General features: G+C 45.1%; 20 protein-coding genes and 1 other RNA gene. 9 read left to right on the forward strand and 12 right to left on the reverse strand.

Annotation, left to right across the window (positions count from 1 at the left end; translation table 11 throughout):
- The first annotated feature begins 7 nt into the window (after positions 1–7).
- The 4 genes from hisA to LSG37_RS02065 all read left to right on the forward strand — a co-directional run bounded on the left by hisA (position 8) and on the right by LSG37_RS02065 (position 2,833).
- Entirely contained in the window at positions 8–745 is a 738-nt protein-coding gene (gene hisA / locus LSG37_RS02050) for a 1-(5-phosphoribosyl)-5-[(5-phosphoribosylamino)methylideneamino]imidazole-4-carboxamide isomerase (RefSeq protein WP_233078191.1), read from the forward strand.
- Positions 727–1,500 (forward strand): imidazole glycerol phosphate synthase subunit HisF, encoded by a 774-nt coding sequence (hisF, locus tag LSG37_RS02055; protein WP_233078192.1) that lies wholly within the window; start codon positions 727–729, stop codon positions 1,498–1,500. Before hisA ends, hisF begins: the two co-directional genes overlap by 19 nt.
- Positions 1,497–2,129: a bifunctional phosphoribosyl-AMP cyclohydrolase/phosphoribosyl-ATP diphosphatase HisIE gene (hisIE, locus tag LSG37_RS02060; RefSeq protein ID WP_233078193.1), complete on the forward strand. Its 633-nt coding sequence runs from the start codon at positions 1,497–1,499 to the stop codon at positions 2,127–2,129. The genes hisF and hisIE overlap by 4 nt, the downstream gene beginning before the upstream one ends.
- A gap of 206 nt (positions 2,130–2,335) precedes the next feature.
- Complete coding sequence (locus LSG37_RS02065; RefSeq protein ID WP_233078194.1) at positions 2,336–2,833, forward strand: LURP-one-related/scramblase family protein; 498 nt, start codon at positions 2,336–2,338, stop codon at positions 2,831–2,833.
- Positions 2,834–2,887: 54 nt separating this feature from the next.
- Here the strand turns inward: LSG37_RS02065 and LSG37_RS02070 are convergent, their stop codons facing one another.
- The 5 genes from LSG37_RS02070 to LSG37_RS02090 form a co-directional block, all read right to left on the reverse strand.
- Positions 2,888–4,828 carry an alpha/beta hydrolase family protein gene (locus tag LSG37_RS02070; protein ID WP_233078195.1) on the reverse strand — a complete coding sequence of 647 codons (1,941 nt, stop codon included), beginning with the start codon at positions 4,826–4,828 and terminating at the stop codon, positions 2,888–2,890.
- A 199-nt stretch (positions 4,829–5,027) separates the two neighbouring features.
- The gene (locus LSG37_RS02075) at positions 5,028–6,965 is read right to left on the reverse strand and encodes an alpha/beta hydrolase family protein (protein WP_233078196.1); all 1,938 of its coding nucleotides are present in this window, start codon (positions 6,963–6,965) and stop codon (positions 5,028–5,030) included.
- Positions 6,966–7,060: 95 nt separating this feature from the next.
- An RNA gene (gene ffs, locus LSG37_RS02080) (signal recognition particle sRNA small type) lies at positions 7,061–7,158 on the reverse strand.
- A gap of 71 nt (positions 7,159–7,229) precedes the next feature.
- Entirely contained in the window at positions 7,230–7,820 is a 591-nt protein-coding gene (locus tag LSG37_RS02085) for a 1-acyl-sn-glycerol-3-phosphate acyltransferase (RefSeq protein ID WP_233078197.1), read from the reverse strand.
- Positions 7,820–8,692, reverse strand: coding sequence for a DUF3014 domain-containing protein (locus LSG37_RS02090; RefSeq protein ID WP_233078198.1), 873 nt, complete (start codon positions 8,690–8,692; stop codon positions 7,820–7,822). The genes LSG37_RS02085 and LSG37_RS02090 overlap by 1 nt, the downstream gene beginning before the upstream one ends.
- Positions 8,693–8,822: 130 nt before the next feature.
- Between LSG37_RS02090 and LSG37_RS02095 the strand changes: the two genes are divergently transcribed.
- Complete coding sequence (locus tag LSG37_RS02095; RefSeq protein WP_233078199.1) at positions 8,823–9,971, forward strand: patatin-like phospholipase family protein; 1,149 nt, start codon at positions 8,823–8,825, stop codon at positions 9,969–9,971.
- 145 nt (positions 9,972–10,116) lie between these two features.
- The gene (locus LSG37_RS02100; protein ID WP_233078200.1) at positions 10,117–11,025 is read left to right on the forward strand and encodes a GGDEF domain-containing protein; all 909 of its coding nucleotides are present in this window, start codon (positions 10,117–10,119) and stop codon (positions 11,023–11,025) included.
- Positions 11,026–11,113: 88 nt separating this feature from the next.
- Here the strand turns inward: LSG37_RS02100 and tilS are convergent, their stop codons facing one another.
- The 5 genes from tilS to lpxB all read right to left on the reverse strand — a co-directional run bounded on the left by tilS (position 11,114) and on the right by lpxB (position 18,764).
- Positions 11,114–12,406 (reverse strand): tRNA lysidine(34) synthetase TilS, encoded by a 1,293-nt coding sequence (gene tilS, locus LSG37_RS02105; protein WP_233078201.1) that lies wholly within the window; start codon positions 12,404–12,406, stop codon positions 11,114–11,116.
- 116 nt (positions 12,407–12,522) lie between these two features.
- Complete coding sequence (gene accA / locus LSG37_RS02110) at positions 12,523–13,479, reverse strand: acetyl-CoA carboxylase carboxyl transferase subunit alpha (RefSeq protein WP_233078202.1); 957 nt, start codon at positions 13,477–13,479, stop codon at positions 12,523–12,525.
- Positions 13,480–13,496: 17 nt separating this feature from the next.
- On the reverse strand, positions 13,497–16,967 hold the full coding sequence (gene dnaE / locus LSG37_RS02115) for a DNA polymerase III subunit alpha (protein ID WP_233078203.1): 3,471 nt from the start codon (positions 16,965–16,967) through the stop codon (positions 13,497–13,499).
- Positions 16,960–17,598, reverse strand: a complete 639-nt coding sequence (gene rnhB / locus LSG37_RS02120) for a ribonuclease HII (RefSeq protein ID WP_233078204.1) — start codon at positions 17,596–17,598, stop codon at positions 16,960–16,962. Before rnhB ends, dnaE begins: the two co-directional genes overlap by 8 nt.
- A complete protein-coding gene (gene lpxB / locus LSG37_RS02125) occupies positions 17,595–18,764 on the reverse strand; it encodes a lipid-A-disaccharide synthase (protein ID WP_233078205.1) in 1,170 nt (389 codons plus the stop codon). Before lpxB ends, rnhB begins: the two co-directional genes overlap by 4 nt.
- Positions 18,765–18,977: 213 nt before the next feature.
- On the opposite strand from lpxB, the gene LSG37_RS02130 reads away from it, so the two are divergent.
- Entirely contained in the window at positions 18,978–19,154 is a 177-nt protein-coding gene (locus LSG37_RS02130) for a hypothetical protein (protein ID WP_233078206.1), read from the forward strand.
- A 2-nt stretch (positions 19,155–19,156) separates the two neighbouring features.
- Positions 19,157–19,525 carry a helix-turn-helix transcriptional regulator gene (locus LSG37_RS02135; protein WP_233078207.1) on the forward strand — a complete coding sequence of 123 codons (369 nt, stop codon included), beginning with the start codon at positions 19,157–19,159 and terminating at the stop codon, positions 19,523–19,525.
- 42 nt (positions 19,526–19,567) lie between these two features.
- On the opposite strand, the gene LSG37_RS02140 is transcribed toward LSG37_RS02135, so the two are convergent.
- Both LSG37_RS02140 and LSG37_RS02145 read right to left on the reverse strand, forming a co-directional pair.
- Positions 19,568–20,458, reverse strand: coding sequence for a hypothetical protein (locus LSG37_RS02140; RefSeq protein WP_233078208.1), 891 nt, complete (start codon positions 20,456–20,458; stop codon positions 19,568–19,570).
- An 80-nt stretch (positions 20,459–20,538) separates the two neighbouring features.
- Positions 20,539–21,255 carry a DUF2971 domain-containing protein gene (locus tag LSG37_RS02145; RefSeq protein ID WP_233078209.1) on the reverse strand — a complete coding sequence of 239 codons (717 nt, stop codon included), beginning with the start codon at positions 21,253–21,255 and terminating at the stop codon, positions 20,539–20,541.
- 637 nt (positions 21,256–21,892) lie between these two features.
- On the opposite strand from LSG37_RS02145, the gene LSG37_RS02150 reads away from it, so the two are divergent.
- Entirely contained in the window at positions 21,893–22,654 is a 762-nt protein-coding gene (locus LSG37_RS02150) for a DUF4760 domain-containing protein (protein WP_233078210.1), read from the forward strand.
- Positions 22,655–23,027: the final 373 nt, after the last annotated feature.

Genomic DNA, 23,027 nt, shown 5'->3' on the forward strand with positions numbered 1-23,027 from the left:
ATTGAACGTGATTATTCCAGCTATAGATTTAATACAAGGTAAAACAGTGCGGCTCTATCAGGGCAGCTACGATAAAACCACTGAATATCAACAAACTCCACTGCAGCTGCGCGACTTATACGCTGAAGCTGGCGCAGGTATTTTGCATTTGGTGGATTTAACAGGGGCAAAAAACGCTGCGGATCGCCAGCTTGAGCTGTTAACGACCTTAATGAAAAATTCGCCTCTGCCAGTACAAGTAGGTGGTGGTGTGCGCAGTGCAGCAGATGTAGAACAGTTATTAGCAGCTGGCGCCAGCCGTGTAGTCGTAGGCAGTGTGGCTATTCGTGAGCCAGAAACAGTGCAAGGCTGGTTAAGAACTTATGGCGGCGACAAGATAGTTCTGGCGCTTGATGTGGCTATTAATGCCAAAGGCGACAAAACTCTGCCAAGCCACGGCTGGATTGAAGAATCAACTATTACCCTTGAGCAGGTGCTGGATGGCTTTATTGCCGCTGGTGCTAAGCATGTACTTTGCACCGACATCAGTAAAGACGGCACCTTGCAAGGCCCTAATGTCGCCTTGTATGCCGAGCTTGTGCAGAAGTACCCACAAATTCAGTGGCAAGCCTCAGGTGGTGTGGGCTCTTTAGCTGATATCAAAGCCTTAAAGCCTACTGGCGTAGCAGGAGTCATTTTAGGCCGGGCCTTGCTGGAAGGTAAGTTCACCGCAGAGGAGGCAATCCAATGCTGGCAAGACGCATAATTCCTTGTTTAGACGTGCGCGATGGCAAAGTGGTCAAGGGCGTGCAGTTTCGTAACCACGAAATCATTGGCGATATAGTGCCGCTGGCAAAAGCTTATGCCGAACAAGGCGCAGACGAGCTGGTGTTTTACGATATCACCGCCTCCAGCGATGGCCGTGTGGTGGATAAAAGCTGGGTGCGCCGCATTGCAGAGGTGATAGATATTCCGTTTTGTGTGGCTGGTGGTATTAAATCTGTCGCTGACGCAGGCTTAATACTGGAAATGGGTGCAGATAAAATCTCTGTCAATAGCCCTGCCCTGGCAAGGCCAGAACTGATCAGTGAGCTTGAACACAGCTTTGGTCAGCAATGTGTGGTCATCGGCATCGACAGCTTTTTTGATAAAGAGTCAGGCCAATATCAGGTCTATCAGTTCACAGGTGATGAAAGCCGCACCCAAAAAACCCGTTGGCAAACGCTTGACTGGTTAAAGCGGGTGCAGGAGCTGGGTGCTGGTGAAATAGTACTGAACTGTATGAATCAGGATGGCGTGCGTCAGGGTTATGATTTAACTCAGCTGCAACTAATGCGAAACGCCTGCAAAGTGCCGCTGATTGCCAGTGGTGGCGCAGGGGCTATGCAGCATTTTGCTGATGTGTTTGAACAAGCCGATGTAGACGGCGCTTTAGCCGCTTCGGTGTTCCACAAAGGCATTATTCCAATCCCAGAGCTAAAAGCATTTTTATTAGAACGTAAGCTGGAGATCAGGCCATGAAACTGAATTTAACCAACCTGGACCAGCTGGATTTCAGCAAAGGCGATGGCTTGTTGCCGGTCATAGTGCAACACGCTCGCTCAGGTAAAGTGCTGATGCAAGGTTTTGCCAATAAAGAAGCACTGCAAAAAAGCCTGGAAAGCGGCGATGTGACTTTTTTTAGCCGCAGTAAAAACCGCTTATGGACCAAAGGCGAAAGCTCAGGCCATACGCTGAAATTACAAAGCATGGCAGCGGACTGCGACCAGGACAGCATTCTGGCTTTGGTATTGCCGATAGGTCCGACTTGTCATGTTGGCACCGAAAGTTGCTGGCACGAAAGCGATGCCAATCAGCCCGACTTAGCCTTTTTGGATCAATTAGAACAAGTGATCCACAGCAGATACGGCGCTGACCCAAGCAGCAGCTACACCGCCTCTTTATTTGCCAAAGGCGTCAAACGTATAGCGCAAAAGGTCGGTGAAGAAGGGGTAGAAACTGCCCTGGCCGCTACTGTAGGCGATAGAGAAGAGCTGAAAAACGAAGCTGCAGATTTGATCTATCACTTGCTGGTCTTACTAAAAAGTCAGGACCTGGCGCTGCATGATGTGCTTGAGGTATTGCGGCAGCGGCATCAGAAAAAAAACTGAGCCTCTTTCCCCCTTCGATATCTTCCTCTGATCAGGTTGTCGGAATTAATGATTCCCGCAACCTGCCCGCATTGCAGCAAAAGTACAGTCCTTCGAGCCACAACACTTTTTTGTAAATCATTAGGTCATGGCTTTTATCCACTTTAAAACTCAGGCAGCATAAGAACGATGTGAACGACAGGTGATGTAAATCAGGAGCTGCAACCATGAAATATAAAATTAAACAAAAAATATTCAGCCTGACCGACAGCTTTATTATTGAAGATGAAAATGGCAACGAAGCCTTTAGCGTCAAAGGCAAGTTTTTCAGTATTTCCAGCAGCCAGACCCTATTTGACAGCCGTGGTGTTGAGCTTTTAAAAATAAAACGTAAATACCTGACCATTATGCCGGCCTGTAGGCTGCTTTGTGCTGATGGCAGTGAGTGGCTTATTCGCAAAAGATTCTGGCCCTTCTGGACCAGCCGTTTTACTGTGACAGGCCCGGCAGGTGAGCTGGAAATGCAGGGTAATCTATGGCAACACGAGTACAAAATAAGTCAAAACGGCAAAACACTGGCAGAAGTGTCAAAGTCCTGGTTTAGCTGGTCAGATACTTATGGTGTGGATATTTTTGATCCTAAACTGACAGCTCAATTGCTTGCGGCAGTGATAGTGATAGACCGCATGCAGCATTCAGGCACTAATTCAGTGGTGGACGATTAACGGCCTCTGTTATTTGTTGAGACGAAAAAAGAGGCGCCAAGGCGCCTCTGCTTTTTAAAGGGGCAGATAGGTATTAAGAAATTCATCAATCACTTCAAAGGTCTTTTGGCGATGAGGCAAGTAATCTAAATGATGAGAGCCATCCTCAAGTTCAATGTATTGATAAACTTTACCCGATTTTTTTAGTGCTTCAACCATTTCACGACTTTGCTTTACAGGTACAGATAAATCCTCATCGCCATGGATCAATAAGACTGGAACTTTTATTTGGTTAACCAAATAGAGTGGCGAGCTTTTCTCTAATTGTTTGTTATCAGTGCCTATTTGTTTTCGCACAACTTGATAGTTTACAAAATGGCGATAGCTACCGCGTAATTCTTCCAGATCTGAAATACCAGCAAAGCTGATAGCACACTGATATAAGTCCGGTGTTTTGGCGACGCCCAATAAAGCCGCATAACCGCCATAACTGGCCCCCATAATACAAATCTTTTTAGGATCCGCCAGTTGCTGCTGAACCAGATAATTTACACCATCGGTAATATCATCCTGCATTGCCATTCCATATTGCCCCATAGCCTGGATCATAAAATCACGCCCATAGCCACTGGAACCACGGAAATTAGGCTGAAATACCAGATAGCCTTTATTGACCAGATAAGCAGAAAACCGATCAAAACTATTGGAGTCCTGACTCATAGGGCCACCATGAGGTAAAACTACCATGGGTAAGGGTCCTGATTTACCTTTGGGTGTTGAAATATACCCTTCGATAGCTAAACCATCCCGACTTTTATACTCAACTCTAGACTTGGCCACTAAAATGGTGTCGTCTAAACCGGGCAATATACTCACTAAAGGCACTAAGGTCTTTTCGTCCCTGTCACCATAATAATAAGTACCAGGTTCAGTGACACTGGACGAGTACACTATATAACGCCTTGCGTTGTCGCTAAAACTGACCACATAGTTGTGACTATCGGGTAATGTTCTGTCTAACCCGGCCTGAAACGCTTTAAATTCAGGATCCCAAAACATGCTTCTTGAAGCGTCAGAATTAAAATAAATCCCTACTACATCCTGCTTTGCCCTAGAGTATATTAACGAGCCCGAAACATCATACTTTTCGTCACTGAGTACCAGCTCTTTTGGAAAATCAGCTTTTGATAAATCTACTTTATATAAAGCTGTACGTCCCTGATGATCAGCAGCGACATACAAATCTTTTGCTTCTTTACCAAATCCCAACACCGCCATACCTGGTTCATCCAATACGGTATTTTTCCAGGCCGTAAGCCACTGCTCTTTGCCCGGAGGTTTAATGCGGATGGAATGTTCTGCGTTGCCAGCCTTGAACCCAAAACCAACACGGACTTCGCCCTGACGGTCAACCAGCCAATTGCGTACTGAACGTTGCGCCTGTTGTAATAACCTCATTTCGCCAGTTTGAACATGTACCTGATAGACAGAGTCATGTCCCTGTAAATCCCGATCAATACTGAGTAAGAAGTGATTATCATCCGGGTATCGAAGCTTGATGACATTATCCTGAAACTGGCTGGTGAATCTGGCATCCCGTCTGTCTTTAGCCATTTGCACCAGTTCAGCGCCCTCTTTTGCTTCCAGTGAATACAAACGGGTCTCGTTTGTTCTTATGCCGCCAGCTCTTACAGCCGTAAAACGAAGACTGACCAGTAAATGCGAATTATTAGCCCATTCTACCCACGCATATCTGAACTTGATATTGTCAGTTTTGCTTAGCAATATAGATTTATCTGTATTCAAATCAATTATTTGAACAAAGGTTTCCTGCCCCACATTTCGCAGAGCAACTAATTTACTGCCATCAGGTGACAAACTTAACTTTTGCAATAAAGGGCTTTGATAAAATGTTTCAAGTGTTGGCTTGGTCTCTGACTCAGCAAAAGCCTTTGGTATAAAGAAAAACAAAGCAGGAACTAAATAAACCATAAAGCGGGTGCAGAAAGCTGACATGCTTAATCCTTTTAGCTAATGAGATCCGATTAAAAAACAGTCTGATTCTATTAGGAATTTGTGAAATTAAGCAACAAAAAATGCCCAAAAATTGGGAAAACACGCCTTGTGCTGAACAACATCTGCACTTGCTGCCAGCTGTCTAAGCTTTCATCAAAAACTTTATAACTGACAAACCGCAATGCGGTTTGTCAGAGTATCAAAGTGGCAAATACTTGTTTAAAAAGGCATCTATAGCTTCAAAGGTTTGCTTGCGATGCGGCAAATAATCCAGGTGATGGGTGCCGTCCTCAATTTCAATATAGGTGAATACCTTATTTTCATCAGCCAGTTCATTCGCCATCATACGGCTCTGTTTTACCGGCACACTGCGATCTTCAGTGCCATGTAACAACAGGACCGGTACTTTGATTTTTTCGACCATATTCAACGGAGAATTCTGTTCCAGCAAGTCGTTATCTTTACCCATCTGTTTTTTCGCCAGATTGTAACTGGTGTAGTTGCGGTAACTGTTACGTTGTTCACGTAAATCCGAAACACCGGCAAAACTGATAGAGCATTGATACAGATCAGGAGTACGGGCAGCGCCTAGCAATGCAGCATAGCCACCATAACTGGCACCCATAATACAAATACGTTTTGGGTCTGCAATCTTCTGTTCAATCAGATACGCAGTGCCATCTGTTATATCATCCTGCATTGCCATACCATACTGACCCACAGCCTGAGTCAGAAACTGATGGCCATAGCCAGTTGAACCACGGAAGTTTGGTTGAAATACTATGTAGCCTTTATTCGCCAGGTAGGCTGAGAAGGTATCAAAGCTATTGGAGTCCTGAGAAAAAGGCCCTCCATGCGGCAATACCACCATAGCGCCAGGCCCTGTTTTGCCTTTGGGTCGTGACACATAACCTTCAATCGTCAGGCCATCCCGAGCTTTGTAAGTAATTTTTTCTTTATGAACTAAATTTTCTTCGTTCAGTCCAGGGAAGGTTTCAGCCAAATGCATTAAAGATTTTTCATCCCTGTTACCAAGTAAGTAAACGCCGGGATTGGTGGCATTGGTGGCATAGACCAAATAGGTTCTGTCATCTGAACTTAAATTAGAAATGTAGTTTACTGTGTCAGGCAGCACTTTATCTAAACCGGCCTGAAAAGCTTTAAACTCCTCATCCCAGAATAAACTGCGGGAAGACTCATCACTGAAATAAATACCTACAGGTTCATCGCGCGCAGCCGAATAAATCAATGAGCCTTCGATATCATACACAGGATGGCTTAAGATCAACTGGCGAGGTAAGTCGGCTTGGCTTAAATCCACTTTAAACACGGCTAAGCGGCCTTCATGATTGGCTGATATATAAAGATCTTTTGGATCTTTACCAAAACCAAGAATGGAAATAGCTTGCTCAGAAAACGCTGGCCAGCGCCAGGCTTCAATCCACTCTGTCTGACCAGGGCGTAATACACGTACAGAGGATTCCGTCGTTTTCTGGTCATAGTCAGTACTGGCTCTGACTTGCCCTTGTCTGTCGACCAACCATGAAGCAACATTGGACCTGTGCCTCTGGATCAGTGTAGTTTTCCCCGTTTTTACGTTAACCTGAAACAGGCTGTCATGTCCCGGCATTTCCCGGTCTATGCCAAGTAAAAAATGATCGTCATCCGGGAAGCGCAACTTAACTACATCGTCCTGAAACTGGCTCTGATGCTCACCGTCCCTTGCAGCTCTCACCATAGGAACTAACTGAGCTCCCTCCTTGGCTTCAATAGAGAACAAACGGGTTTCAGTGGTTTTAGTCCCCAAGCCCCGAACGTCGCCATATCGAAAGCTGGCCAGCAAATGCGTATCGTTAGCCCAACGCACCCAGGCAAATTTAAACTTTTTATTATCTGTTCTTCCAAGATAGACCGACTCGCCCGAGGTTAGATCTATCAGTTGAATGAGAGTGTCTTCTTTAATGTTTTTCAGCGCGACCAAACGTTTTCCATTTGGCGATAAGCGGAGTTGTTCAATGCGCTCGCCCTGATAAAACATCTCAAGTGGCAAAACGCTTGTCTTGGTGTCTTCAGTCGCGACAGATAAAAAAGGTAAAACTGCACATGCCAGCAATAAACCGGAAAGAAAGTTATTCATACAGAATCCATTCCATTACAAAAAAATGACGTAAGAATGCAATGTAACGAATTACAAAGCTTGTGGCAATCCAGACAGAAAAATTTGGGTGGCGACCTCACCAGCCGACATCCCGGCACATACGTTATTCGCTTTGGCTGCTTCCTTCCGGATCTGACCAGGTGAACGAATTAGTATTGCGGGAGGACCGATGAGGCCACCATTGAAGGTACCAGTCAAACTGGTGCGCGCATTATGCTGAAAAGCTTTTCTCTGTGCAAGAACTTAAGCGTTTTCCGGGTACTTTGCAGCCATTTGCTGAAAAAACATCCGCATTTGCTGTAGATCGTCGTCGAAATTTTCGCCAGCAGTAAAGCATGGACCAAACACCAGTTGTTTGTGCTGGTAATCCAGCCCTATCAAACACACAGGCACATTGGCTTGCTTGGCGATAAACCAGAACCCAGAGCGCCACTGCTCCACCTTTTTACGGCTGCCTTCGGGTGATAAACCTAATAACAGCGAATCACTTTGTTCAAACTCTGCCACCACTTGCCCTACCACGCCATGCGGGTGGCTGCGGTCAACAGGGATACCGCCTAACGACATCAACAGCCTTTTCACAGGCCAAACAAAGATGCTGTGTTTGCCTAAAAATCGGATTTTAAGATCCAGCGCAAGAGCTGCGGCTATACCGACAAAAAAATCCTGATTGGAGGTATGAGGGGCAACGGCTATCACCATCTTTTTGTGGGCAGGCACTTCCCCCTGAATATTCCAGCCGCCCAGCAGTTTCAGCAACCAGAGGCCAAGTTTCTGACCCAGGTTGCTGTAACGACGTGGCAAAGTAGCCGGAATCGCAGGTAAAGTGGGCATTAAGGCTGAGCTAATACCAACTGATGAGCTTCCAATACCCGTTTTAAGCGTTTTTGATTATCAGGCCCTAAGCGGATCATTTGACGTTGTGCCAAAGGTAAAGCTTCGATTTCAGGATCGGCATAAGTGTAATAAACGTTTGGCCGAGCCAGTGTCATAGGAGGAGCCACTTCTGGTGTGGCTAACAACACTTTGATTGCATCCTGTAAACGCACGCGGAACTGCGCATCCGTGTAACCTAACTCTGCATAAGCTTCTTGCATCAGCGGATAGTAGTATTCAAATAAACGTTTTACTTCAGTCACAGATACACTTTCCAGCAACTGCAAATAAGGCTCATAACGCTCAAAGTTGGCCGGGTCTAGCTGCACTGCACCTTCTTCTGCCGGTAAAGTGGCAAACTTGACAGCTATAGGCTGAAACAATGGCTGACCTTTTGGCAAAGTTCCTTGCGCTATATTGTCTACATTCACCACAAAACGGCGGATCATATCTTCAGTAACAAAAAGTGACGCCAGACCAGCTTTCCAGCGCAACCCTAACAAACCGGTTTTCACTTCTGCATCAGAACTATCCAGGCTTGGTAACTTTACGCTAGGTTCAACAGCTACTGCATCGTCCAGTGGAGTTTCCTGCAAAGGAGTTTCATCCTGAGCTTGCACTGTTAGGCTGTCTACAGGTTCCTGATCCGCTGTTAATACATCAGCAGGAGCTGGTTGTTGTAATGTTGGTACTGGAGTAGGTTCTGGTTCCGGAACTACAGTATTATCTGATCGGAAGAAAAACCAGACGATGGCAATCAGGGTCACAGCCACTACAGCTAAACCTATATAATATTGTTGCTGGCCTGTGCCAGGAGCCTTCTCGGTCATTTCTGTTTTTTCCTTTCACTAATTCGGATAACTGATATTTAAGCTGTTGAAAAACTGGCTATAGCGTTGCATTTATTTTGCTTTTCAGCAATATATAAACAGAGAGTCTCTAAAGAGTTAAGAAGTTTCAGTGACTGATAGTAAAAAAGGTGAAAACACCAATAAAAAAGTTGCATTGCTGCTAACAGGGGGTGGCGCCAGAGCCGCCTACCAGGTTGGTGTGCTAAAAGCTTTAGCTTTGCACTACCCACGCAACAGTAAAATTCCTTTTGAAATTATTTGTGGTACTTCAGCGGGCGCCATCAATGCCACTGGTATTGCCTGCTATGCTTCCTGCTTTCATTTAGGCGTAAAAAAAATCGAATGGGTCTGGCGCAATTTCCATACCCATCACGTGTATTATTCAGATTATCTGCGGTTAGGCTGGCATTTACTGCGAGGTTTTTTAGGTGCATTTCAGGCCGACTACGCCAATAAAAGGCCGGTCAGCTTGCTGGACAATAAACCTTTGCGCTTGCTGCTGCATAATATTTTGGATTTACAGCGTATAGACCGCAATATTCAGGGAGGCTATTTATCCAGTGTCTCTGTAACCGCCTCCAGTTATAACACTGGCGATTCCATCACCTTTTTCCAGGGTAATGATGCCAAAGAATGGCGCAGAGCAAAACGTTGTGGTCAAAGAACCTTATTGGGCATTCAGCATTTATTGGCTTCAGCTTCTATACCGCTGGTATTCCCCTCAGTGCGTATTCACCAGCATTATTATGGCGATGGTTCTGTCAATCAGTTATCACCGCTCAGCGCGCCTATTCATTTAGGTGCGGATAAAATACTGATCATCGGCTTAGAACAACCTCGCTCTCATGATTTAAGCAATGCGATGCCGCACCATCCGGGTTTAGCCACTGTGGCTGGTCACTTGCTCGATACCATCTTTTCGGACACTTTAAATGCCGACTTAGAGCGAATGACCAGGATCAATAAAACCATTGATACGCTAAACGCACATAATATTCCTACCGATCTGAAAAAGGTCGACAGCTTTTTAATCAACCCCAGCGTGAATTTTAATGAAATTGCCAGCCAGCACTTTTTACAATTACCAATGGCGGTTCGCAGCTTATTACGTTTAACAGGTATTACACAGCATTCCGAATCCAGCTTAACCAGCTACCTGCTGTTTGAAAAATCCTACACCAAGCGTTTGATAGACATTGGCTATCAGGATGCAATGCAACAAATGCCTGAACTGTTGGATTTTCTCACTACAAAGTGAAGGGCAATTTTTAGCCAGCTATTGCCGTCAAAAAAGTGTCAGTGCAAACTGCATAATTGAAAAAATCAATAAGATCATCTACTTATTAAACTGGCACAATACCTGCAAATTCCAGTCATCTTAGATCTTGTCTGGAGTATCGGCAGTGGAATTATTTGGCTTACAAGATATGACATTAAGTGGAACCAGTTATGCTGGCATCACCAGTCAGCCACACTGGTCTGGTTTGTCTGCAGATCCGGCGACTCTGCCTGAACAGTTACAAACCAGCCTGGATCTTGCTGATCAGCTACAAATTTATTCAATGGCCGCAGGCAAAGTATTGCCTCTGCGTTCCATTCAGTTACAAACCGCAGTAGGTAAATACCTGGCTCCGGGCTCAGAAGACGGCAATTTTGAGCACCGCAGTGTATTAATGCTGAACGAGCAATGCCTGGCCGAGTTAAGTTATCAGTCCGATCAGGCTTTTACTCCGTTAATTCAGCATCAGCTGTGGCAACTGGAACGGCAATGGCTCTATCCGCTACGTAATACCTTAGTGGTGGTTCGTTTGCAGCAATTGGCGCTAAAAGACAGTCTGACTGACTTGGGTAACAGACGTAATTTTGACGACCAGTTTGAACGAACTGTGCAGCTGGCTAACAGACGCCAGGAGGCTTGCGCTTTAATTTTGCTGGATTTGGATAACTTTAAACAAACCAACGATAATTTTGGCCATCCTGCCGGTGATGATGTGCTGATTGCAGTGGCTGACGCTATGCGTCAAACCTTAAGAGCCAGTGATTGTTTGTACCGTTTCGGCGGAGATGAATTTGCTGTATTGCTGACGGCAGAAGATGCCTTAGCAGCTGAGCTGGTCGCTCATCGTCTGGTGAAAGCTATTAATCAGCATCATATTTGTAACCAGTTTGCTGTGACCGCAAGCGCTGGCTTGGCGCATCTGGCTCCGGATCAGAAAACCACTTTGTTATTCAGCCGTGCTGATGAAGCTTTGTCACAAGCCAAACAAGCAGGTAAAAACGCGGTAAAAGTCGCCTTGCTGAATCAGGCCTAGCCTAAGCAGGCACAGATTTTAGTCGTCGTACATTGGGGCTAAAGGACGGAAGATCCAAAAGCCCTTTTTTTTTGCCAGCAATTTCAGTTTAACCTTTGCGCCAGTCGATATAGGTATTGGCTTGATCTTCAGCTGCGTTTGACGCCAACCCCAGCACAGCCACTACCTGATTATTTTGCACCAGCACAGGCAATTGCAAACGTTGCCATGGCGGTATAGCCCATAACTTCAGCCATTGTTTCAGCGCTTTGTTTTGTCGCTCACCTGCTGGTTTAAAAGGCAAACTAAACAAGCCGAAGACCAGATACAAAGGATCGTCAGTTAAGAACAAGGCGGTGCCCTTGCCTTCACTGTTAAGGAGAAACTGGCCTACAACAGTGTTAAGCTGTTGCCCGGGCTTTAATTCGAGCAAAACCCCAGCCTGCGGAGCCTCTGTAACTTCTGTGATATATGCCTTATCGGCAAAACGACGGATTCGATAAGCATCCAGCTCCAGTAATGGCTGAGCATCGGCTTTAGCTCCAATCAGCTCGGTAAAAAATCGCTCCAGCCAGTCGGTTGATGGATTAAGCCCTGTTAAGGCCAGCCAGCGTCGCACCAGCAGCTTTTGTGTGGTTAAGTCTTGCGCTATTAGCAGTTTTAAATCTAATTCAGCACCGTGCATTACAGTGGGTAATAGCTGTTCAAGCTGTGTTTCAACAAACTGCTGTTGCTGCTGGATATGAGAGACAGAACGCAACGCATTTTGCCGGAAAGCGGGCCAGCGTTGCTGCAATAAAGGCATCACCTGAAGCCGTAAAAAGTTACGGTCAAACCGGCTGTCGGCATTACTTTCGTCTTCAATCCACTCTAGTTGCTGTTCTTTGGCAAAAGTTTCCAATTGTTCACGGCTAAAATCCAGTAAAGGCCGCAGCAACCAACCCGCAGCAAAAGACTGCAAAGCGGCAATACCTGATAAACCGGCCGGACCTGCACCACGCTTTAGCGCCAGCAACAAAGTTTCCAATTGATCATCGGCATGATGAGCCGTTAACAAAGCAGTTTGGGGAGTTGTAACAAAAGCAGCTAAAGCCGAATAACGTGCAGTTCGGGCCTGAGCTTCAATATTGGCGGTAGGGTTTAGCTGTACTTTTTGCACTTCAAAAGGAATGCTTCGCTTAAGGCACTGCTGCAGACAAAAATCAGCCCACTGATCAGCATTGGCACTTAAACCATGATGGATATAAACGGCCTTGAGTGTGATGTCTGTGTCCAAAACCAGTTGATGACATAACTGCAGCAACACCATAGAATCCAGCCCACCAGATAACCCCAACACCAGTTGGTTTAAACCAAGCTGTTGGATATGCTGACGCAGTGAGACTGTAAACTCTGAACTCATGAAAACAAGACCCTAATAAAAAACCGCCTTGCGGCGGCTTGTAGGGGCGGGGTTTATCCCCGCCCGTTACCCAATATGCACGCTGATTTTATACAGCTTTACACAGGACTTGTCTGTTAGCAGTAACCAAAAGACATTAAACGTTTATAGCGTCTGTCCAGCAAGTCTTCAATACTTAACTTTTCCAGCTTGGTTAAGTCACGTAACAAGGCTTGCTTTAAGCTTTGTGCCATTTGCTCGTGATTACGGTGTGCGCCGCCTAAAGGCTCGCTGACGATTTCGTCAATCAGGTTCAGCTCTTTTAAACGTGGTGCCGTAATGCCCATGGCATCAGCTGCGATAGGGGCTTTATCAGCACTTTTCCACAAAATAGAAGCACAACCTTCAGGCGAAATCACCGAATAGGTGCTGTATTGCAGCATGTTGACCTGATCGCCGACGCCTATGGCTAAAGCACCACCAGAACCACCCTCGCCTATCACAGTACAAAGCACCGGCACTTTCAGGCCAGCCATGACTTTCAGGTTACGGGCAATGGCTTCACTTTGACCACGCTCTTCAGCGCCAACACCTGGGTATGCACCAGGGGTGTCGATAAAAGTGATGATTGGCAAATTAAAACGTTCTGCCATTTCCATCATACGTAAGGCTTTACGGTAGCCTTCAGGTTTTGGCATACCAAAGTTGCGTTTGATTTTCTCTGAAGTGTCACGGCCTTTTTGATGACCAATCACCATCACGGTTTTGTCACCTAAACGGGCTGTACCGCAGACAATAGCCGGATCGTTGGCAAAAGTACGATCACCGGCAAACTCGTCAAAGTCAGTGAAAATATGTTTGATGTAATCCAGCGTGTAAGGACGCAGCGGATGACGGGCTAACTGAGCAACCTGCCAGGCACCTAATTCTGAGAAGATCTTTTTTGTCAGAGTTAAGCTTTTTTCCTTCAGCTTGTTTACTTCTTCTTCAAGGCCGAGATCAAACTCGCCATTGCGGCTTACTTTGCGAAGTTCTTCTATTTTGGCTTCAAGTTCCGCAATCGGTTGCTCAAACTCTAAATAATTCAGCATCATCGACTGTCACTACCTAATTAATGAAAATCCAGTTGTATTGTTGCTAATTGTCGCAGTTGATGCAACAAAGCGTCAGTAGGGGTTACCCACCATTCGGTGCCCAATGCCACAGTGATTTGACCTTCGTCACGCTGGTACACCAGCTTCACCGGCACTGTGCCTAATTTAAATTCGTGCATAGCTTGCTGCAGTTTTTGCAGATAATCCAGCCCCATTTGCTGCTGATGTACAGTTAAGGTCAAGGATTTTAAGCATTTTTCCCGTGCAGCTATGATGTCCACCACCTCGCGGCCGGACATTGTAAGGCCACCACTGAAATCATCAAAGCTGACCTGTCCCGACACCACCAATATTTTGTCTTTTTGCAGCAAATGCTCGAAGTTTTCGAACTGTTCGGGGAAAAAACGTACATCTAAGCGGGCAGATTTGTCATCCAAAGTGACAATAGCCCAACGTCTGCCCTTTTTATTGATCATAGTGCGCACAGACAAGACTAAACCTGCGGCATGCACTACCTGATCACGACGGCCCGGCTGCATATCGACTAAACGGCCCGAACTGTAATGCGGTAACTCCACCAGATATCTGTTGATAGGGTGACCTGTCAGGTATAAACCTAAGGTTTCGCGTTCGCCTTCCAACCAGACTTCATCCGGCCAAATTGGCACTTGTTTAAAGGCACTGGCTGCATGTTCTGGCTCAGGCGCCATTAAACCAAATAAATCAGACTGGCCCATAGCTTCGGCTTTGGCCTGCTGCTCTGCACCTTTCATCGCTTCTTCTAAAGTTGCCATCATAGCAGCACGGTGCGGGCCCAACTGGTCCATAGCACCGGATAAAATCAGCTTTTCAATCACGCGGCGGTTCAGCTGTTTTAAATCAACTTTATTACAGAAGTCGAACAAATCCGTGAAGCTTCCGTGTTTAGCCCGCGCCGCTAAAATAGCTTCAACCGGACCTTCACCCACACCTTTAATAGCGCCTATACCATAAACAATATGGCCCTGACGGTTTACCGTAAATTTATATTCACCAGAATTGACATCAGGCGGGATCAATTTGAGCTTCATATGCTCACATTCATCCACCAGAATGACGATTTTGTCGGTGTTATCCATATCGGCAGACATTACAGCCGCCATAAACTCAGCCGGATAATGCGCCTTCATCCACAAGGTTTGGTACGACACCAGCGCATAAGCGGCGGAGTGAGATTTGTTAAAACCGTAACCTGCGAACTTCTCTACCAAGTCGAAGATTTTCATCGACAGTTCGGCATCGACGCCATTTGCCACTGCACCATCACGGAAGGTGTCGCGCTGTTTGGCCATCTCTTCCGGTTTCTTTTTGCCCATAGCACGGCGTAATAAGTCAGCGCCGCCCAGTGAATAACCAGACAACACCTGTGCTATCTGCATTACCTGTTCCTGGTACAGGATAATACCGTAGGTAGGCTCCAGAATAGGAATTAACGAGTCATGTTGCCAGGTCGAATCCGGATAAGAGATTTCTTCACGCCCCCTTTTACGGTCGATAAAGTTATCTACCATGCCTGACTGCAGTGGACCAGGACGGAACAGCGCCACAAGGGCTATCATATCTTCGAAACAGTCGGGTTGCAGACGGCGTATTAAGTCTTTCATACCGCGGGATTCAAGCTGGAATACCGCTGTGGTATCTGCTTTCATCAGCACGTCAAAACTTTTTCGGTCGGTCAGTGGAATAGTATTGATATCCACCAGCGGCTTGCCTTCACGGGTCAGCCGCTCGTTGGTCATATTCACAGCCCACTGCAATATGGTCAGTGTGCGTAAACCGAGGAAGTCGAACTTGACCAGACCTGCGTATTCCACGTCATTTTTATCAAACTGAGTGACGGGGTTATTGCCCTCTTCGTCACAATACACAGGTGCAAAGTCGGTAATTTTAGTCGGCGCTATCACTACACCACCGGCGTGTTTACCGGCGTTTCGGGTTACACCTTCCAGCTGACGCGCCATATCAATCAAGTCTTTTACTTCCTGATCGGCGGCGTATAATTCAGGTAAACGTGGCTCTTCTTTAAAAGCTTGCTCAAGCGTCATACCTGGAGTGGGCGGGATAAGCTTAGAGATACGGTCAACAAAACCATAAGGATGGCCCAATACCCGGCCTACGTCGCGGATAACGGCTTTAGCCGCCATAGTACCGAAGGTAATAATTTGCGATACGGCTTCGCGGCCATACATGTCGGAAACGTGTTCTATTACCTCGTCGCGTCTGTCCATACAGAAGTCGACGTCAAAATCAGGCATAGAAACCCGCTCAGGGTTTAAGAACCGCTCGAACAGTAAGTCAAATTCCAAGGGGTCAAGGTCGGTAATACTCAGGGCATAAGCCACTAAAGAACCGGCACCAGAACCCCGGCCAGGGCCTACCGGAATATCGTTGTCTTTACTCCACTGGATAAATTCCATCACGACCAGGAAGTAACCAGGGAATCCCATCTGGTTGATGACGCCAAGCTCAATGTCTAAACGTTCGTCGTATTCAACCCGTTTTACTTTACGTACTTCCGGATCCGGGAATAACTGCAGCAAGCGTTTTTCCAGGCCTTCTTTGGATTTTAAGACTAAGAAGTCAGCGTCGGATAAACCACCAGTCGGGAAAGCCGGCAGGAAGTATTCACCTAATCGTATGGTGACATTACAGCGTTTGGCGATTTCAACAGAGTTTTGTAGCGCTTCCGGAATATCGGAGAACAGCTCCAGCATTTCTTCTGCAGATCGCAGATACTGCTGCTCGCTGTAGTTTTTTGGCCGTCTTTTATCTTCTAAGGTGTAACCATCATGAATGGCAACCCGGATTTCATGCGCAGGAAAATCGTCCGGGCTTAACATCACCACTTCATTGGTGGCAACCACAGGCAATTGTTCACGTTCTGCCAGCTCTACTGCAGCCTGAATATAAGTTTCTTCGTCAGGACGGCCAGTACGGGTCAGTTCAATAAAAAACCGATTTGGGAAATGTTCACGATAAAACTGCACTAACGCCAAAGCGCTGGGCGCATTGCCTTTAATTAAGGCTTTGCCTAAAGGGCCGTCTTTCGCGCCTGATAAGACAATCAGGCCTTCTTTGTATTCCACCAGCCAGTCATGATCAATCTGGGGCTTGTGATGCACATGGCCACGTAAATAGGCCTTGGACAGCAACATCGTCAGGTTCTGGTAACCGGCATTGTCGGCCGCCAAAATCAATAAACGACAGGCATCGCCCGGAAACAGCGGATGCTGCACCCACAAATCGGCCCCTACTATCGGCTTAATACCGGCTTCATGTGCTGTACTGTAAAAACGCACCAGACCACACATATTCATCTGGTCTGTTAAAGCAAGCGCGGGCATATTCAGCTCTTTCGCCGCTTTGACTATAGGCTTTATTTTTTTGATGCCATCGATCATCGAAAAATCGCTGTGCACCCTTAAATGAATAAAACCCGGATCAGCCATGAGCTGCCCCTACAACAGATTCCAACACATCCCGGACAGGTTTAAAGCTACGTCTGTGCTCGTTGATCACACCAAAAGTTTTAATAGCAGCTAAGTGTTCTGCCGTTGGATAGCCTTTATGACCTGCAAAACCATACGCAGGATAAGCGATATCCAACTGCTGCATTTCTTCATCCCGAGCCACTTTGGCAAGAATAGAAGCAGCACTGATTTCCGGCACTAAGGCATCCCCCTTGACCACAGCACTGGCCTGAACACCTATATCTTTAGGCACACGGTTGCCATCTATCAAGGCCCATTCCGGCTTAATATGAAGGCCCTGCACAGCACGGGTCATCGCCAGCATAGTAGCGTGCAAAATATTTAAACTGTCAATTTCATGCACTTCAGCGCGGCCTAAGCTCCAGCTTAAGGCTTTAGCTTTAATTTCTTCAGCAAGCTGCAGACGCTTTTTTTCTGACAGTTTCTTTGAATCGTTTAAGCCAACAATAGGGTTGTTTGGGTCAAGAATTACAGCAGCTGTGACCACAGCGCCAACCAGCGGACCACGCCCTACTTCGTCAACGCCACAAATCAACTGCACTTGTGGTCTTTGATAAGTTTCGGCATTCAAAGCTTTAGCACTACTCATACGGATGCATCCATCACCTTTGCTATAGCTGCAGCAGCTTGCTCGCTGGCATTACAGCGGATCAGTTGATGCAGCTCTGTAAAAGAGCCCACGCATGCTTGCTGCGCTTTTTGATCTTGTAATAAAGGCGCCATAGCTTTGACTAAATTCTCGACTGTGACCTGTTCTTGCAATAGCTCTGTCACTAGCGCTTTATCAGCTAATAAATTCGGCAGGCTGAAAAACTTCAGTTTCACTAACCATTTGGCTATCTGATGCGTCAGCCAGTTCATCTTATAGCCCACCACCATGGCAGTTTTGGCCAGCATAGCTTCTAAGGTGGCAGTACCTGAGGCAATAAACACAGCATCAGCCGCTGTTAAGGTAGTGCGGGCTTTGCCGATTTCCAGTTGCACCACTAAATCCGGTGCAACCTGCTGTTTAATCTGGCGAAACAACTCTGCTTTTTGCTCTGTCACCATATTGCAAATCAGCTGTAAATCAGGCTGCTGACGTTGTAGTTCCTGTGCTGCAAGCAGATAATCTGCAGCTAATAATTTGATTTCGTTGGTTCTGCTACCCGGCATGATCGCCAGCACTGGTGCTTCTGGGTTTAAACCCAATTCAGTTTTAGCAGCGGCTTTATCAGGCTGTAGTGGCATTTGGTCCGCCAGCGTATGACCGACAAAGCTACAAGGCACATCAAACTTGTCGTAAAAGGCTTTTTCAAAAGGCAACAACGCCAGCACCATGTTGGTGGCTTTGGCTATTTTAAAAATACGTTTTTGTCGCCAGGCCCAGACGGAAGGGCTGACATAATGCACGGTTTTAATACCTGCGGCTTTGAGTTTGAGCTCCACCGGAATATTAAAGTCCGGCGCGTCTATACCTATAAACACATCTGGCTTTATAGCAGTAAGATTCGCTAGCAGCTCTTTGCGAACCTGCAGCAAGCGTGGCAAGCGGCCTAACACTTCCACTATGCCCATCACCGCCAGCTCTTCCATATCAAACAAAGCGCTAAAGCCTTCGGCTTTCATGCGCTCGCCGCCTATGCCATAAAATTCAGCCTGCGGGTATAACAGCTTTAAAGCGCGGATTAAATCAGCACCTAAAATATCGCCGGAATGTTCTCCGGCGACTAAGGCGATTTTTACTATGTTATTGTTACTTGAGTCGTTTTTCATTAATTTTCGTTATTATTTTAAATTCATGTACTCAGCTATGTACTAAGAAAGAAGAATCACTGAAGTTCGGGGGTGATATTACCCTGCTTTGTACTTTCGATAAACGGAAAAGTGCATCCTATAAGCAGTGCAATAAGAAAAATTCGTGATGTAAAATTCTATCTACTAAAATTTGTGTCCGCTAACTGAACAATCGACAGCCAAACAGCCAACATGTTGGAAATTGAAAAGGTGCTGGTCAGATGCGGGATAACCACTTTTGAGGAAGAGTTCATAGGTCAGTCGGTGTTGCCAGGCGGCCAAATATTAGATCAGCGCTTGCTGCCAGAAATTGACGAAGTACAGCGCACTGGCAAGATGCCTCCGCTGTTGCCACACCTTGGAGGCTGAACATGCAATTAATCAGATTACCGGAAGTACTACAGATGGTATCAGTTGGCAAAACCACCTGGTATTCGATGGTGAAAGATAACAAAGCGCCGGCACCGAAAAAACTTGGGCCGCGATCTGTAGCTTGGAACAAGCAGGAAATTGAGAACTGGATAAACAACTTATCTAGCAACTCAGAAGCTTCATCCTTAAATCAAATAATCCATTTACAACATACGTTCATCGACAGCTTCATTACTGCTGAGTATCGTGGCGAAGCGGGCTACTGCATTGAGGTAAAATTTAAATCGTTGAGCCAAATGCAAGGTGCACACAACGCTTTGCTTAGGTTGCTGCAATCAACCCCACCAGAAACGGCAAAAGCAGAATGACTTAATAAATACTTCTGCTGCTTAGGCTCAGGTGGTCTGAACTTACTTGAATGCTTCTGAGCTGTGCAAAGTACACAAAATACGCCCGATATTTAGGTCGATCTCTGCAGGCCTGTTTATTTCTATATTCGTCAGTAAAGCAAACAAGTAGTCGATCGAATCTTTGTCATCCCAATTGAAATAATCACTATTCGTAATGAACTCATATGCTGTCCCTTCGAATTGGGGTATGTTTCTTTTGGGGTCTTTTTTATCGACAAATGAAACCTTAATAACAGCGTTCGGAAGAATTGATGATGCCTTGAAACCATCTATTTCCGAAAAATGGTTAGTTCTATATAGCACATTAAACTTTGATGATTTCATGAGGAAATCGAATACTTTGCCCCGAGATAAAGCCAAGTGTGAATCCTGATTTCTCTCAAAATCGGCTTTGAAAGAGTTAATTTTATTCTGCCAATCAGTTGCCTCCTTCACAAGAGAGGTAACTTCAGCGTAAAGTTCCAGCAACTTAATTTCTTGAAGTTTTATTGCATAGATAGAGTCAAAACCGTCTTTTTGTTTTTTAGTGAATACAATGCACCATTTTAGAAAAAAATAGCGACCTCCAGATAAAACAGAAGAAAAAGAACTAAAAAACAATGTAATTATTATGCTGGAGAACAAAGGCCACCAAAAGCTATCGGCCCAAACACTATAACAAGAGCTGTCAAATAGAAAACCGGAAAAATCCCAGTTGGCCAACTGGTAGTGCTTGTTACTGTCATTACTCATAAACAGATAGAACAGAAAATCCCGGTTTATAACAGACCAGGAAAACAAGAAAGATATTAGAAACGGGGACTCTATGCGCTCTTTTAAATAGGTTAGGATACTGTCTACAGCTCCATCCTGTTCTGTGACGACTACTTGCTTAGGTTCATTATTCGCCATGCCTGGCTCCTTTGTGGTTTTCCCCAAAATAGCAGATAGCCCTAAGACAAGACAACCTTGCAAATCAATGTTAAATCCATCTAACTCGACTCAGACATGCGGTTTATTTTATCTGCTCTTGATTCGCAATCCTCACACCTTTCACAGCCTTTTGGGTACCGAATTACGACTTTCACAGGTCGTCCCGTCGTATGAATAGGGTTAACTTTTCCCCAAAAACGTTTATGAGACAGACTGACATTTGGTTTAAGCAGCTCGATCATATGTTCCAGCATTTTTCTTTTTTCTTCGGGGACAAGCGGGCCAAACTCAATTGAAGTCACCTTAATTGGTATGTACATGTTATTTTTTAACACTACACGACATTCTCTCTCGTATCTCCATGGAGACAGCTTATAACTCAATAGGCGCTGAAGCTTACCGCTATCAATCGGCCCGCCGTCCCAAGTGGGCGCATTTTTATATTTAACCAAACTAAATTCGACATCTTCAGGAATTTGAAAACCAATTCGGCAACCTCTCCCACCATCTGCGTAGTGTGCCCAGAGGAGCTCGTTGTCTTTCTCAGTAGTGAAACTTGCTATCCTGACGTCATTTATTGCCGACTCCCACTCATCAAACATTGACCGAGGTACAGTCGGGTCAGCCTTGATGATCCCCTCCATGGGATCATTCAACTCAGAGAGAGTTGCTGCATACATACGCTCGCGAACTAGCATATCAAACAGGTGTTCGAAATTATCTAGCGCTTTGAACTTGTAGAAAACCATATCTGATTCAATTTTCTCTCTGCGCAATTTGAACTCCTATATCTGATTGCAGCGGCTCAATATATGATAATTTGACTTAAAATTGCGATGTGGAGTCGTGATTTGTGGGCTCGAAGAATAATGCATGAATTAGAAAGTGGACAGACATTAGGCCAGCGCCTGCTCCCAAAAATTGACAAAGCACAGCGAACCGACAAGATGCCGCCCCTACTGCCACATATTGGGGATTAAATATACTGAACTAAACGCCTTAAACCTGTCTAAAACTCTGTGGATAATTTATGGAATCGAGGTTACTCACAAACTTATCCACAGAACAATACTCAAACATCAATCGCTGTGAATATTTATTTAGTAACTTGACTTTTATTCACTTTATTTTGAATTTTTATACAAATAGGCTTGCAATAGTCCAACGTTCAGATCTATTGTCTGTTCAAGCGATGAAAGTTATCAGTTTAGTGATTGTAGAAACGATCGATAAATGTATAATACGCGCGCTTTGTGTCTAAGTGATTAGCACGTAGTTAAATCGAAGGAGAGCAACATGAAAAACATCGTATGTTTAGAGCAAGACTGGGGTTTAGATCCTGAAATTCGTATGATATAAAATCATGTTTTAAAGAATTAGAGAGGGTAACCCCTCTTTTTTTTTGGGTTGAATATGGATTTTCTAATAAAAGTACAAGATTTTCTAGCTTTGTCACCTCAAGTTCTAGCTGCACTAATAGCATCACTGGTTGCTATTTGGGGTATCCTTAGCCAAAGGCAGTTATCAAGACAAAAGAACTCCCTCGACTTCGAAAGCTCCTACAAACGGAATAAAGAAATCTCGGAAGCTAATAATCAAGTTATTGAGCTCATACAGCATTTACGGAAGCTAAGAAAAGAGACGAATCAAGAGACTGCAGATAGAGAACTTAAGCGCATCCTTACCGATGACATTCCATCTGGTTGTAATGAAACTGATCGAAATTACTTTTTAGAAAAAAGACAAGCTGTCACCACAGTAATAAATGAGTGGGAACGAGCGTCTAATGCGGTATTCAGTAATCTTTATGATGAAGACTATCTCTATCGAGCACACGCCACCTCTATCATTCAGATTTATACATATCTCAGGTTATACATTGATTTAAGACAAGAAGTTGTACCTCGATACTATATAAACTTCTCTAGATTAGCTCTGCGCTGGAGCCGCCGCAGATGTATTGAAGATGAAACAGACAAATGCGCTAAGAAGCTCAAAACAGTCCTAAAAAGTGTTAATGGTGCAGGAGTGCAATTTAAAGAGCATAAAGTTGTTGAAACTCATGATGGAGCACTTGAAATAATACAAAAAGCGGAGCATGACATATGGTTAATCATAAATAAACCAAGCATGTACAAGAAGCTCCTCAAATGGTTTAAGTTAATAAACCATTAGCTGGTAATTAACTTACTTTCATTGACCAAGTCTTATATGCAGCAGCTTGCTCCTCTTAATCACTATTTTTGTTATACGTCAGCCAAACACCTAGCAGCTTTGGGAATACTCGAAGCTCAAATTGGTGCTTCATTTTGGCGTGCCCTTTTTGCGGAACGCGTGTTACTTTTCATAACACTAAACAAGAGTATTTGCTTCGGCGATGGACTGCTGCTGAAGCTAGAAGGTGGCGAGTGAATCATTCCCTAACTGAATTTCAGTTCTGTACGTTAACCTCTGACTGCGAGCATGTATCAAGGTCAATTCTGAATAGTGCCTAATCTAACTGCTACTAGTTAGATTAGGCTGTTAAGCGAAAACGCAGCTCGAATGT

This window comes from Rheinheimera soli, from assembly GCF_021290985.1.
Classification (GTDB): domain Bacteria; phylum Pseudomonadota; class Gammaproteobacteria; order Enterobacterales; family Alteromonadaceae; genus Pararheinheimera; species Pararheinheimera soli.

What these genes read in the sequence shown, in the direction of transcription:
- LSG37_RS02085 (WP_233078197.1), bottom strand. Translation starts at nt 7,820, where the DNA reads ATGCCCACTTTACCTGCGATTCCGGCTACTTTGCCACGTCGTTACAGC.
- LSG37_RS02140 (WP_233078208.1), bottom strand. Translation starts at nt 20,458, where the DNA reads ATGGCGAATAATGAACCTAAGCAAGTAGTCGTCACAGAACAGGATGGA.
- LSG37_RS02150 (WP_233078210.1), top strand. Translation starts at nt 21,893, where the DNA reads ATGGATTTTCTAATAAAAGTACAAGATTTTCTAGCTTTGTCACCTCAA.
- dnaE (WP_233078203.1), bottom strand. Translation starts at nt 16,967, where the DNA reads ATGGCTGATCCGGGTTTTATTCATTTAAGGGTGCACAGCGATTTTTCG.
- LSG37_RS02075 (WP_233078196.1), bottom strand. Translation starts at nt 6,965, where the DNA reads ATGAATAACTTTCTTTCCGGTTTATTGCTGGCATGTGCAGTTTTACCT.
- rnhB (WP_233078204.1), bottom strand. Translation starts at nt 17,598, where the DNA reads ATGAGTAGTGCTAAAGCTTTGAATGCCGAAACTTATCAAAGACCACAA.
- lpxB (WP_233078205.1), bottom strand. Translation starts at nt 18,764, where the DNA reads ATGAAAAACGACTCAAGTAACAATAACATAGTAAAAATCGCCTTAGTC.
- hisF (WP_233078192.1), top strand. Translation starts at nt 727, where the DNA reads ATGCTGGCAAGACGCATAATTCCTTGTTTAGACGTGCGCGATGGCAAA.
- LSG37_RS02065 (WP_233078194.1), top strand. Translation starts at nt 2,336, where the DNA reads ATGAAATATAAAATTAAACAAAAAATATTCAGCCTGACCGACAGCTTT.
- LSG37_RS02130 (WP_233078206.1), top strand. Translation starts at nt 18,978, where the DNA reads ATGTTGGAAATTGAAAAGGTGCTGGTCAGATGCGGGATAACCACTTTT.
- accA (WP_233078202.1), bottom strand. Translation starts at nt 13,479, where the DNA reads ATGATGCTGAATTATTTAGAGTTTGAGCAACCGATTGCGGAACTTGAA.
- hisIE (WP_233078193.1), top strand. Translation starts at nt 1,497, where the DNA reads ATGAAACTGAATTTAACCAACCTGGACCAGCTGGATTTCAGCAAAGGC.
- LSG37_RS02090 (WP_233078198.1), bottom strand. Translation starts at nt 8,692, where the DNA reads ATGACCGAGAAGGCTCCTGGCACAGGCCAGCAACAATATTATATAGGT.
- tilS (WP_233078201.1), bottom strand. Translation starts at nt 12,406, where the DNA reads ATGAGTTCAGAGTTTACAGTCTCACTGCGTCAGCATATCCAACAGCTT.
- LSG37_RS02135 (WP_233078207.1), top strand. Translation starts at nt 19,157, where the DNA reads ATGCAATTAATCAGATTACCGGAAGTACTACAGATGGTATCAGTTGGC.
- LSG37_RS02070 (WP_233078195.1), bottom strand. Translation starts at nt 4,828, where the DNA reads ATGTCAGCTTTCTGCACCCGCTTTATGGTTTATTTAGTTCCTGCTTTG.